Here is an 11,419-nt window from a genome sequence, read left to right as displayed (position 1 = left end):
CGGTCGTCCGCTCACACCGCTCACACAGGAGCACGCCATGACCTTCTTCGCTGTGCACCGCGGCGAGCGCCCCGCGACCGCCGCCGACCTCGCCCCGCTGGCCTTCGCCGGCTACGCCCACTTCACCGCCGCCCAGGTGCGCGGCGGCCGGGTGCGCGGCCTGGACCTGCACCTGGACCGGCTGCGCGGCGCCTCGGTGGAGCTGTTCGGCCGGGCGCTGCCCGACGAGCGAGTGCGCGCGGCCCTGCGGGCGGCGCTGGCCGAGGGGCCGGCCGACGCCTCGCTGACGGCGACGGTGTACTCACCGGCGGGCGAGTTCACCGCCGCCGACGCCGAGCCCGAGCTGCTGGTGCGCACCGGCCCGCCCTCCTCCGGCCCCGCCGGGCCCCTGGCGCTGGCCGTCGCGGCGCACGAGCGGTGGCTGCCCCGCGTCAAGCAGGTCGGCGAGGCCGCCAAGACCCACCACCTGCGCCGGGCCGTGGCCGAGGGCTTCGACGACGCCGCGTTCGTGGACCGCCAAGGGCGGCTCAGCGAGGCGACGATCTGGAACCTCGCCTTCTGGGACGGCGCGTCGGTGGTGTGGCCGGTGGCCGAGGTGCTGCCCGGCACGACGATGAACATCCTCCGCCGCCAACTGGACCGCCTGGGGGTACCCCAGGTCGACAAGGAGGTCACCCCCGCCGACGTGCCGGACCTGGCCGGAGCCGTGGTCATGAACTCCTGGACGCCCGGCGTGCCGGTCCACCGCATCGGCCCCGCCGCCCTCCCCGAGGCCCCGGACTTCGTGGACCTGCTGCACCGCGCCTACGCGGCCGAACCCCTCACCGCGCCCTGAGGTCCGGCGCGGACCGGCCCCGGTGGCACGGGAGCGCGCCGAGGGCCAGCGCCACCGCGGCGAGCAGGGCCGTGAGCAGGACCAGGGCCAAGAAGATCTGGCCGTGCAGCCCCAGGACGAACACCGTGCGGTCGGCGAACTCCGGGTCGTAGGTGGCGGTCCCCGGGAAGAGCGGGGCGGCGAGCATGGCGGCCCAGGGCACCGCCAGGACGGCCGCGGCGCCCAGCAGCCGGTCCCGCCCGCCCGGTTCCCGGCGCAGCGCCAGGACCAGGCCGAACAGGCCCAGGAGCACGGTCATCACCATGTACTGGGCGTCGTGGAACTTGGCGTGCGGCGGCCAGCGGGGGTTGAACGCGTGCTGGGCCGCGAGTTCGGGGACGACGAGGTCGGCGAGCACCGCCCCGGCGGTGGTGACCGCCGCGACGGCGATGACGAGGACGCGGGCGAGGGTCATGGCGTGGCCTTTCGCACCGGCGGCGGGCCGCCGGGGGTCGGGGGTGGGACGGCGGGCCGGGCGGCGGGGCGGGACGGACACCGCCCGGCCCCGCCGCCCGGCGCCCGCGCTCAGGCCGCCGGCCGCCGGTCGGCCGCGGGCACCCGGTTGCGCCGGTCGTGGGCGAGGCGGGAGAGCCCCCACCACACCGCGGTCGCCGTCCACAGCGCGACGGGCAGCATCCACCAGTTCGGTTCCATCGTCCCTCACTTGTCTAGAGGTCGTAAGTTCTCTTAGGACCATTAAATAAACATAGGTCCCCTAGGATGTCAACGGCACCGAGGAACGGGGAGAGGGACGCCCATGCCCGCACGCACCACCGACCGGCGGCGCAGGATGCGCGAGGCCGCCCTGGCGGAGATCCACGCGGCGGCGCGCCGCCTGCTCGTGGAGCAGGGGCCGGCCGCCGTCACCGTCAACGCGGTGGCCCGGGAGGTCGGCATGAGCGGCCCGGCGCTGTACCACTACCACGCCGGCCACGACGAGCTGGTGGGGGCGGTGACCGCCGGCTTCTTCGGCGAGCTGGCCGCCGAGATGGAGCGCGCCCGCGACGCCCGCCCCGGCGCGCCCCCCGTCGAGCGCCTGGCCGCCGCCTGCCGCGCCATGCGCGCCTGGGCCGTCGCCCACCGCGCGGAGTTCGGCTGGATCTTCGCCAGTCCCGTCGCCCCCGCCGCCCGGCGCGACGACGCGGAGCGGCGCCTGGCCGGCCGGCGCTTCGAGGAGATCCTGCTCGACCCCGTGGCCGAACTGTGGCGCACCCGGCCGTTCCCCGTGCCCGACCCCGCCGCGCTGGACGCCTCCCTGCGCGACCAGCTCGCCGCCTACTCCGCGTCCATTGGCGGCCGGCTGCCGCCCGAGGCGGCCCACGTCTTCCTGACCTGCTGGACCCGGCTCTACGGGCTGCTGTGCATGGAAGTCCTCCACCAACTCGACTTCGCCTACACCGACATGGAGCCCGTCTTCGAGGAGTGCCTGCGCGACATCGCCGCCCGCCTGGGCGCGGACGCCCCGGACCCGGCGGCCGGCCGCCCCGGAGGGTGAGCGCACCGGGTCCGGGGCCGCCCCGCCGGGCGCCCGCCCCCCGGGGGTGACGTGTGCCACGCGGTGTCACAGGCGGCGCCGGGCCGGTGTCTTGTGGGCGGAACCCCGCAGTGGAGGAGGCACCATGGCAGACAGCACCGAGGTCGTCGTGATCGGCGGCGGCTACGCCGGCGTCCTGGCGGCCAACCGGCTCACCCGGCGCGGCGACGTGGCCGTGACCCTGGTCAACCCGCGCCCGGTCTTCGTGGAGCGCATCCGCCTGCACCAGTTGGCGGGCGGCACCCACGGCGCGGTCGCCGACTACCGCGACGTCCTGGCCCCGCGCGTGCGGCTGGTCGTGGACTCCGCCGTGCGCATCGGCGCCGGTGAGCGCACCGTGGCGCTGGCCGGCGGCGGCACCCTGGGCTACGACCACCTCGTCTACGCGGCGGGCAGCGGCGGCGGGCGGGCCGACGTGCCCGGGGCGACCGAGTTCGCCCACCCCGTCGCCACCCTGGAGGACGCGCGGCGGCTCAAGGACGCCCTGGCCGCCGCGCCCGCCGCGGCCGAGGTCACGGTCGTGGGAGCCGGCCCGACCGGCATCGAGACCGCCGCCGAACTGGCCGAGCAGGGCCGCCGCGTCGTCCTCGCCTGCGGCGGGGTCCTCGGTCCCTACCTGCACCCCAAGGGGCGCCGCTCGGTCGCCCGGCGCCTGGACCGGCTCGGCGTGCGCGTGCTGGAGGGCCCCGGCGCGGCGGTGGCGGCCGTCACCGCCGACACCGTGCGGCTGGCCGACGGCCGCGAGCTGCCCAGCCGGGTCACCGTGTGGACCGCCGGGTTCGGCGTGCCCGACCTGGCCGCGCGGAGCGGGCTGCGCACCGACACCCTGGGCCGGCTGCTCACCGACGAGACCCTGACCAGCGTGGACGACCCCCGCATCGTCGCGGCCGGGGACGCGGCCGCGCCCTCGGACCTGCCGTTCCGGATGAGCTGCCAGTCGGCCACCCGGCTGGGCGCCCACGCCGCCGACACGGTGCTGCGCCGCATCGCGGGGCAGCCGCCCGAACCCGTCAACCTGGGGTTCTTCGGCCAGTGCATCAGCCTGGGGCGGGGCGCGGGGATCTTCCAGTTCGCCGACCGGGACGACACCGCCACCGGCCGCTACATCTCCGGCCGCCTCGGCGCCCGGGTCAAGGAGGTCGTCTGCCGCTCCACCCTCAAGCACCTGGCGCACGAGGCGCGCAAGCCCGGCTCGCTGACCTGGGTCGCCGACGGCAGCCGCCGCGAACGGCTCCAGGCCCGCGACCGCACCGCGCCGGCCCGCTGAGCGGTGGGCCGCACGAGTCCGGCAACGCCGTCACACCTGCGAGGAGAGGCACCTTGATGGAGCAGAGCACCACCGGCGGCGGCCGCGCCCTGGTCGTCGGGCTGGGCGTCAGCGGGATCGCCGCGGCGCTGCGGCTGCGGCAGATCGGCTGGACCCCGGTCGTGGTCGAACGTGCGGCGGGCCGCAGGACCGGCGGGTACTTCGTCGCGCTGTTCGGCGCGGGCCGCGCCGCCGCCAAACGGCTGGGCGTCCTGGACCACCTCACCGACCGGGGCCCCGACGGCGCCAGCCACGACATCGACCGGTCCGGCCGCAGCCGGCCCGGCCTGGGGTTCAAGGACTTCCCGGGCCGGCCGTGGCTGATGACGCGCGGCGACGTGGAGGCCGCCGGGTTCGCCGCGCTGCCCGCCGACGTCGAGGTCCGCTACTCCACCGTGCCGACCCGCATCGTCCAGGACGCGCGCGGGGTGGACGTCACCCTGGCCGACACCGCCGGCCAGACCTCGGTAACCGAGCGCTTCGACCTGGTCGTCGGCGCCGACGGGCTGCGCTCCACGGTGCGGCGGCTGGTGTTCGGCCCGCACGAGGACCACCTGCACCGGCTGAACCACATGGCGGTGGCCTTCCAGTTGCCCGGCGCGCTGCCGGGCTTCTCCGAAACGGACTCGGTCATCATGGCGGAGTCCGCGCGGTCCATGTGGGTCTTCCCGTTCGCGGACGGCCCGCCGACCGTGCTGCTGAGCTACCGCACCGCCGACGTGGACGCGGAGTTCACCCGGCCGATCCCTGAGCGGGTGCGCGAGGCGTTCGGCCCCCAGCCGCCCGGCCCGGTGCTGGGAGCGGCGCTGGAGGCGCTGGAGTCGGCCCCCGACGTGCTGTTCGATTCCGTGGAGCAGGTGCGCATGGACCGCTGGCACCGGGGCCGGGTGGTGCTCGTCGGCGACGCCGCCTGGTGCGTGACGCTCTACGCGGGGATGGGCGCCTCCACCGGGATGGCCGGCGCCGACCTGCTGGGCACCGTGCTGGAGCACCACGGCGGAGAGGTGCCCGAGGCACTGGCGGCGTGGGAGCGGCGGCTGCGCCCTCACATCGCCTACCTCCAGGGCAACGGGGCGCAGATGCGCGCGTTCTTCGTGCCGGCCGGCCGCTTCGAGTTGGGACTGCGGCGTGTGGTGCTGCGCCTGAGCCTGCTGCCGGCCACGGCCCCGTTGCTCCGCTGGTGGCGCACCAGGGGCAAGGCGGCCCGGATGAAGGACACGGACTTCGCCCACCCCGACCTCGCCGCACCCGGGCCGGGCCGGCGGCCGCACGTGCCCGCGTGAGTACGCGTACTCTGCCGGCGCCGCCCGCCCTGCGGGCATGCTGGCGGGTATGGAAGCGCCCCTCGCGCCCCGCGCCCCGCACCGACCCGGCCTTTCGGCGCCGGCTGCGGCCGGCGGCCCCGCCGCCGCGGCCCGCTCGCGCCGGGCACCGCGCGCCTGAGCGCGCCCGCCGCCCGCGAACACGCGAAACGGCCCCGGCGGGACAAATCCACCGGGGCCGTGACGCGGTGCGGGCGCGATGCGGCGGTCGCCTCTCGGCGAGTGGCACAACGCGGCTCCGAGGCCGTCCGGATCCGCCGAGGCGGAGGCCGGACGCGGTATTCCGCGAAGGCGATAGGTGAGGCCCGGGGGACACTGACCGCATCGACCCGCACCCCTGTCAACCACCCGCCCGGGCCGGGTATTCCACGCCCGGGAGGGGGAGGGTGGCGGGGCGCCGTGGTCCGGGACGGGGCGGTGGCGGACAGTGGGTGGCCGCCACCACCGTTAGGTTCGGCGGCCGACGGAAAGGAGTCACCATGACCATTCTCGTGACCGGTGCCACCGGCAACGTCGGGCGGCCGCTGGTCGAGCGGCTGCTCGCCGACGGCCACCGCGTCCGCGCGCTCACCCGCGATCCCCGCCGGGCCGGCCTCCCGGCCGGGGCCGAGGTCGTCGCCGGCAGCCTGACCGAGCCCGCCGGGCTGGCGGGCGCGTTCGACGGCGTCACGGCGGTGCACCTGATCAGCTTCGGCGGAGACTACGCGCCGCTCACCACCGGGCCGCAGCTCATGGACCTCGCCGCTGCGGCCGGGGTCCGCAGGGTCACCGTCCTCAAGGGCGACGTGGAGCCCACCGACCTCGACCGGGCCGTCGAGGACAGCGGACTGGACCGGACCCTGCTGATGCCGGTGGAGTTCATGTCCAACACCCTGGAGTTCGCCGGATCCGTGCGAGACGAAGGCGTGGTACGCGAAGGGTTCGCGTCCGCCAAGAGCGCGCTGGTGCACGACGCCGACATCGCCGCGGTGGCGGCCGTGGCCCTCACCAGCGAGGGCCACGGCGGCCGGGAGTACTGGCTGACCGGCCCCGAGGTGCTGACTCCGCCGGACAAGGCGCGCATCATCGGCGAGGTGCTGGGGCGCGAGGTGCGCTACGTCGAACTCAGCCGCGACGAGGTCGTGGCGCAGTGGCGCGCGCAGGGGTTCGGCGACGACGACATCGCGTTCTTCCTGACGATGCGGACCGACCCGCCGGCGGCCGGCCGCACGGTGCTGCCCACGGTGGAGGAGATCACGGGCCGGCCCGCCCGCACCTTCGCCCAGTGGGTGCGCGAGCACGCCGCCCACTTCGGCGGCTGACCGGCCCGGTCCGCCGCGAACGCGCGGGTGCCGGGCCGGCGCGCCGGCGGGTCCGGTGCGGGACGTCCGGCAGGAGGCGGCGGGGGAGTGGAATAGGCGGGGGCCGCGGGGGATTGTGACGGGCATGACAGGCACTGCATTCGACCCGCGCGCGCTGCTCGCGCAGAGCCGGCTCGGCGTCCTCGCCACGATCAAGGCGGACGGGCGGCCCCAGTTGTCGCCCGTCCAGCCCTACTACGACCGGGAGGCCGAACGCCTCTACGTGTCGATGACCGAAGGGCGGGCCAAGACCGCCAACCTGCGCCGCGACCCGCGCGCCGCGCTGGAGGTCACCGCCGACGACGGCCGGCAGTGGGCCACGGCCGAGGGCACGGTGACCCTGGTCGGGCCGGGCACCGACCCGCGCGGTCCCGAGGTGGAGGCGCTGGTGGACTACTACCGGCGCGCCGCCGGTGAGCACCCGGACTGGGCGGAGTACCGGTCGGTGATGGTGTCCGACCGCCGGGTGCTCATGGTGATGGCGGTCGAGCGCGTGTACGGCCAGAGCCTGCGCTGAGCAGGCGGCCCGGCGCGGGGCGGCGCCCGTCCCGCACCGCCCCGCGCCGGACCGCCGCTCGGCTTCCGGGTCCGGGGTCCGGATCCCGGCGGCCGGCTCCCGAGCCCGGCGGCCGCCCGGCCTACCGGAACCGGCCACCGGCCCCCCGATTCCCGGCCGCCGGTCCGGCCCGCCCGGTTGCGGCGGGCGGACCGGTGCCGAGGTGCCGACGTGTCAGTCGGCGACCGCGACGTTCTCGAACGGCGGGAACTCACCCGCCTGGACCGTGGCGGCGGTCGCGGTCTCCGGCAGCGGGACCACGGTGAAAAGCACCGCGCTCTCGCCGGCCTCCCGGTTGTTCAACGGGTTGACGATCCGTGTGGACAGCAGGTCCGGGCGGTCGGCGCCCTCCTGCTCCAGCAGCAGCGGCCGGTGGCGGGTGCCGGCCGCGGGGTCGGTGAGCGTGACCCCCGAGGTCCAGACCCCGCCGTCCTCGTTGAGCGGCGCGGTGTCCAGGAAGTCGATCGTGGACGCGGAGTCGACCCCGGTGAACTCGTAAACGAGCAGGGCCAGGCCGCCGTCGAGGCGGCGCAGGTCCAGCAGCCGCAGCCGCGCCGTGCCCATGTCGGCGTCGCCGATCTCGGTGCGCAGGTTGTGCTCCTGCTCGAACTCCCGCGCGGGGCGGGCCTGGCCGGTGGGGGAGGCGGTCGGCGACGGGGCCGCGCCGCCGGGGGCCGCCTCCGCCTGCCCGGCGAAGGTGATGGTGACACGGCGGTTGAGCCGCCGGCCCTCCTCGGTGTCGTTGCTGTACAGGGGCTCGTCGGAGCCGAAGCCCTCGGCGGTGAAGGCGGCGCCGCCGGTGACCAGCTCCTCCAGCGCCGAGGTGACGTTCTCGGCCCGCTCCTCGGAGAGGGGGTCGTTGATGGAGTCGTCGCCGGTGTCGTCGGTGTGGCCCTCGACGGTGACCTCGGCGGCGCCGGACGCGTCGATCTGCTCGGCCGTGCGCTCCAGCACCTCCCGCGCCTCGGCCGACAGCTCCGACTCGCCGGTGGCGAACAGCACGTCGGCCGACAGGTCGATGCTGGTGGACTCGGCGTCGGTGCGGGTGGCCTGGCTGTCGTCGGCCGCCTCCACGGACGTGCCCCAGGCCAGGGTGTCGGGCTCGGCCCCGGGCACGTCCTCGGGCATCCGCAGGGTCTGGCCCTCCGGCGCGCTCGGCTCGCGGTCGGTGATGGGCACGTCCACGAAGGGCGGCGCGGCGTCGGTGAAGACGGTGGTGGTCTGGGCGTCGGGCGACACCGGGTGCACGGTGTGGAACGTCATCTCCTCGCCCGGGTCGAGGAAGGACTCCAGTTCGTCGTTGTTGCTGCACAGGCAGTCGTTGGCGTGGTTTTCGGCGGCGGCGACGCGGTAGGGGAGTTGCAGCGCCCGGTTCTCCGCGTCGAGCACCGCGACCCCCGATGCCCGGCCCCGGGGATACCTCCGGCTGCTGCCGACACCGAACTCGTTCTGGAGCATGCCGAAGGGGTGCACCGCGTGGTCGTCGTCGGCCGGGTCGCGGGACAGCCGCAGTCGCACCACCAGGTGCCCGCCGTGGCGGTCGGCCGCCAGCAGGTCCACGCGCACCCCCGGCTCCTCGGGGGAGTAGTGGTAGCCCAGCACGTCGTCCCGCGGCCGGGGCCGGTCGTCGTCGGCGTACAGGGTGTCGTAGTACTCGGACGAACCGGCGGCCGGGGGCGCGCCGGACTCGCTGCCTGCGCCGCCGCCTCCTCCGTCGCGGCCGTCGCCGCTGCCGGAGCCGGGCTGGGCCTCCGAGCAGGCGGTGGCCAGCAGGACGGCGGCCAGTGCGGCGGCGCCCGAGGGCCGGACGAGCGCGCTCAGCGGGCGGGGGCGGGGGGCGGAACGTGTCACCGGGTCTCTCCTGGAGTAGTCGGGTCGGGACGGGCGGACGCGGACGAGCGTCCGGGAAGAGCGCGGTGGAGCGCGGCGCGGAGCCGGGGCGAAACCGGAGGAAACTCGCTCGGGAAAGGCCGCTAGTGGACAATCCGATAGGCCGAGGGGGTCCGCGAGAATACGGGCATGGACCCCCGTACGGAACTCCGCGACTTCCTGCGTCAGCGCCGCGCGGCCATCCAGCCCCGCGACATCGCCGGTGTCCGCCACTCGGGTCGCCGCCGCGTTCCGGGCCTGCGCCGCGAGGAGGTGGCCGAACTCGCCGGAGTCAGCCCCGACTACTACCTCCGCCTGGAGCAGGGCAGGAACAAGACCGTCTCGGTCATCGTGCTCAACTCCATCGCCCGAGCGCTCCGGCTCACCGAGGTGGAGCGCACCCACCTGCTGCGCCTGGCGCGGCCCGCCGACGACCGGCCCGCCCTCGAACTCCCCGAGCGGATCATGCCGGGGCTGCGCGACATGCTGTCCGGGATCGGCGCCGCACCCGCCTACGTGATCGGCCGCAAGACCGACGTCCTGGCGTGGAACGCGTGCGCGGCGGAGGTGTTCACGGATTTCGGGCGCATTCCGCCCGATGAGCGCAACATGACGCGCATCATGTTCCTCACCTCCCTGGGCCGGGAAATGTTCCCCGACTGGGAGCTCAAAGCCCTCGCGGTGATCTCCTACCTGCGGATGAGCCTGGCCTATTACCCCGACGACACCGAACTGCGGGCGCTCACCGCCGAAGTGGCCCGGAAAAGCGCGGATTTCCGCCGGTTGCGCGACCTTCAGCACGTGGCGGAGAAGACGCACGGGCGGTACCGGATCGGCGGCCGGGGGAAGGCGGACTTCACCCTGGCGTACCGGGGCCTGCGCCTTCCGGAGGCGCCCCGGCAGAGCCTGATCGTGTACTTCCCGGAGTCGCGGGAGCCCGCCGTCCTGCGCGCGCCGGCCCCGGGCGCCCGCCCGGGATGACCCGCGCCGGAGCCGCGCGCCCCGGCCCGCACCGCCGCGCGGCCCCCGGCAAAACCCCCGCCGCGGCCGCGCGCCCCGGCGTCCGCCGACTCCTCACCCCAAGGCACGTCCTCGCCCTTCCTCCGTTCGATGCGCGTGGGGCTCCATGCTCTCCATCCCCACGAATCCAGGAAGGGCACAGGTTGCCCTCTTGTACGGTCCGGCCGTACGTGCTACGGGGGCGCGGCGGTCGCCGGCTCGGCCCTCGATGCGGCCGCACCTGGCCGACCGAACCGGACATCTTTCGTAATCTACGACGTAAAGATCGTCCTGTTCTTCAAGGTGGTCGAGCGCGTTGGCGAATATTCGGGCTACGGCGCCAGGGCGAGGTCCAGGGCCGCCTCAACGTGGATCCGGGTGGAGTCGAACACCGGCACCGGGCTGTCGCGCTCGCCGATGAGCAAGGTGATCTCGGTGCAGCCCAGGATCACGCCGCAGGCGCCGCCCTCGGCCAGCCGGGCGATGATCCGGCGGTACTCCGCGCGCGAGGACTCCTCGATCCGGCCCCGGGTCAGCTCGTCGTAGATGACGGCGTCCACGACGGCGCGGTCGGCCGCCTCCGGGACCACCACCTCCACCCCGCGGGCGCGCATGCGGTCCCGGTAGAACGGCAGCTCCATGGTGAAGCGGGTGCCCAGCAGCCCGACCCGCGCCACGCCCGCCTCGGCCAGCCGCGCGGCCGTACAGTCCACCAGGTGCAGGAACGGCACCCCGATCGCCGCCTCCACGGCGTCGGCCACGCGGTGCATGGTGTTGGTGCACAGCAGCACCGCCTCGGCGCCGGCGCGCTCCAGCGCCCGGCCCGCCTCGGCCAGCGCCGCGCCGGCGGCGGCCCAGTCCCCGGCCCGCTGCATCGCCTCGACCTCGGCGAAGTCGAGGCTGTTCAAGACCACGCGCGCGCTGTGGTGGCCGCCGAGGCGCCGGCGCACCCCCTCGTTGAGCAGGCGGTAGTACTCCGCCGAGGACTCCCAGCCCATGCCTCCGATGAGGCCGATCGTTCGCGTCATGGCCCCATCGTGGCGCGGCCAGCCGCCCCTAGGCAGCCCTGACCTCCTTGGCCCTGACCCAAGGAATACTTATGGCATGACCGGCCCCGACCCCCACCGCCTGCTCGTCTTCCGCGAGATCGCCCGCGCGGGCTCCATCGGGGGCGCGGCCCGCGCGCTGGGCTGGACCCAGCCGGCGGTCAGCCAGCACCTGCGCGCCCTCGAACGCCAGGCCGGCCTGCCGCTGGTGGTCCGCGTGCCGCGCGGGGTGCGGCTGACCGAGGCGGGCGCGGTGCTGCTGCGCCACGCCGAGGCCGTCGCGTCGCGGCTGCGGGCCGCCGCCGACGACCTGGCCGCGCTCGCCGACCTGCGGTCGGGCACCGTGCGGCTGGCGGCGTTCCCCTCGGCCGGGGCGACCCTGGTGCCCGCCGCGATCGGGCTGCTGGCCGAGCGCCATCCCGGCCTCGACGTCGGGCTGCGGGAGGCCGAGCCGCCCGAGGCGCTCGACCTGCTGCGGACCGGCGCGGTGGACGTCGCGGTCGCGTTCGCCCACGCCGGGGCGCCCCCGCCGGAGGAGGCGGGCCTGGTCCGGGTGCCCCTGGGGGCGGACCC

General features: G+C 75.8%; 11 protein-coding genes and 1 pseudogene. 8 read left to right on the top strand and 4 right to left on the bottom strand.

The genetic code is table 11. The annotated features are described in order from the left end of the window. Positions 1 to 37: 37 nt before the first annotated feature. Positions 38 to 835, top strand: coding sequence for an aminotransferase class IV family protein (locus LG943_RS05945; RefSeq protein ID WP_270071165.1), 798 nt, complete (start codon positions 38 to 40; stop codon positions 833 to 835). On the opposite strand, the gene LG943_RS05940 is transcribed toward LG943_RS05945, so the two are convergent. Beyond that, a complete protein-coding gene (locus LG943_RS05940; RefSeq protein WP_270071164.1) occupies positions 822 to 1,289 on the bottom strand; it encodes a DUF6640 family protein in 468 nt (155 codons plus the stop codon). The two genes, LG943_RS05945 and LG943_RS05940, sit on opposite strands and share 14 nt — an antisense overlap. 110 nt (positions 1,290 to 1,399) lie before the next feature. After that, positions 1,400 to 1,528, bottom strand: coding sequence for a hypothetical protein (locus LG943_RS05935; protein ID WP_270071163.1), 129 nt, complete (start codon positions 1,526 to 1,528; stop codon positions 1,400 to 1,402). 103 nt (positions 1,529 to 1,631) lie between these two features. Here LG943_RS05935 and LG943_RS05930 point away from each other — a divergent pair, with 103 nt between their 5' ends. From LG943_RS05930 to LG943_RS05910, 5 genes are all read left to right on the top strand, one after another. Next, complete coding sequence (locus LG943_RS05930; RefSeq protein WP_270071162.1) at positions 1,632 to 2,369, top strand: TetR/AcrR family transcriptional regulator; 738 nt, start codon at positions 1,632 to 1,634, stop codon at positions 2,367 to 2,369. Positions 2,370 to 2,493: 124 nt separating this feature from the next. Beyond that, on the top strand, positions 2,494 to 3,675 hold the full coding sequence (locus tag LG943_RS05925; RefSeq protein WP_270071161.1) for an NAD(P)/FAD-dependent oxidoreductase: 1,182 nt from the start codon (positions 2,494 to 2,496) through the stop codon (positions 3,673 to 3,675). Between the two features lie 56 nt (positions 3,676 to 3,731). Beyond that, on the top strand, positions 3,732 to 4,997 hold the full coding sequence (locus LG943_RS05920; RefSeq protein WP_270071160.1) for an FAD-dependent monooxygenase: 1,266 nt from the start codon (positions 3,732 to 3,734) through the stop codon (positions 4,995 to 4,997). Between the two features lie 518 nt (positions 4,998 to 5,515). Continuing rightward, positions 5,516 to 6,337 carry an NmrA family NAD(P)-binding protein gene (locus LG943_RS05915; RefSeq protein WP_270071159.1) on the top strand — a complete coding sequence of 274 codons (822 nt, stop codon included), beginning with the start codon at positions 5,516 to 5,518 and terminating at the stop codon, positions 6,335 to 6,337. Between the two features lie 124 nt (positions 6,338 to 6,461). After that, positions 6,462 to 6,893: a PPOX class F420-dependent oxidoreductase gene (locus LG943_RS05910; RefSeq protein ID WP_270071158.1), complete on the top strand. Its 432-nt coding sequence runs from the start codon at positions 6,462 to 6,464 to the stop codon at positions 6,891 to 6,893. 213 nt (positions 6,894 to 7,106) lie between these two features. Here the strand turns inward: LG943_RS05910 and LG943_RS05905 are convergent, their stop codons facing one another. Continuing rightward, entirely contained in the window at positions 7,107 to 8,783 is a 1,677-nt protein-coding gene (locus LG943_RS05905; protein WP_270071157.1) for an OmpA family protein, read from the bottom strand. A 168-nt stretch (positions 8,784 to 8,951) separates the two neighbouring features. Here LG943_RS05905 and LG943_RS05900 point away from each other — a divergent pair, with 168 nt between their 5' ends. Further along, positions 8,952 to 9,782, top strand: coding sequence for a helix-turn-helix domain-containing protein (locus tag LG943_RS05900; protein WP_270071156.1), 831 nt, complete (start codon positions 8,952 to 8,954; stop codon positions 9,780 to 9,782). A 350-nt stretch (positions 9,783 to 10,132) separates the two neighbouring features. Here LG943_RS05900 and LG943_RS05895 read toward each other — a convergent pair whose 3' ends face one another. Then, positions 10,133 to 10,828 (bottom strand): aspartate/glutamate racemase family protein, encoded by a 696-nt coding sequence (locus tag LG943_RS05895; protein WP_270071155.1) that lies wholly within the window; start codon positions 10,826 to 10,828, stop codon positions 10,133 to 10,135. On the opposite strand from LG943_RS05895, the pseudogene LG943_RS27740 reads away from it, so the two are divergent. Continuing rightward, positions 10,797 to 11,378 (top strand): annotated as a pseudogene (locus LG943_RS27740) (LysR family transcriptional regulator); the annotation flags it as partial. The gene LG943_RS05895 and the pseudogene LG943_RS27740 overlap by 32 nt on opposite strands. Positions 11,379 to 11,419 lie beyond the last annotated feature (41 nt).

This window comes from Streptomonospora mangrovi (genome assembly GCF_027604915.1).
GTDB lineage: Bacteria > Actinomycetota > Actinomycetes > Streptosporangiales > Streptosporangiaceae > Streptomonospora > Streptomonospora mangrovi.
The sequence above is the reverse complement of the archived record's forward strand: the minus strand, read 5'-3'. Positions and strand labels throughout refer to the sequence as shown.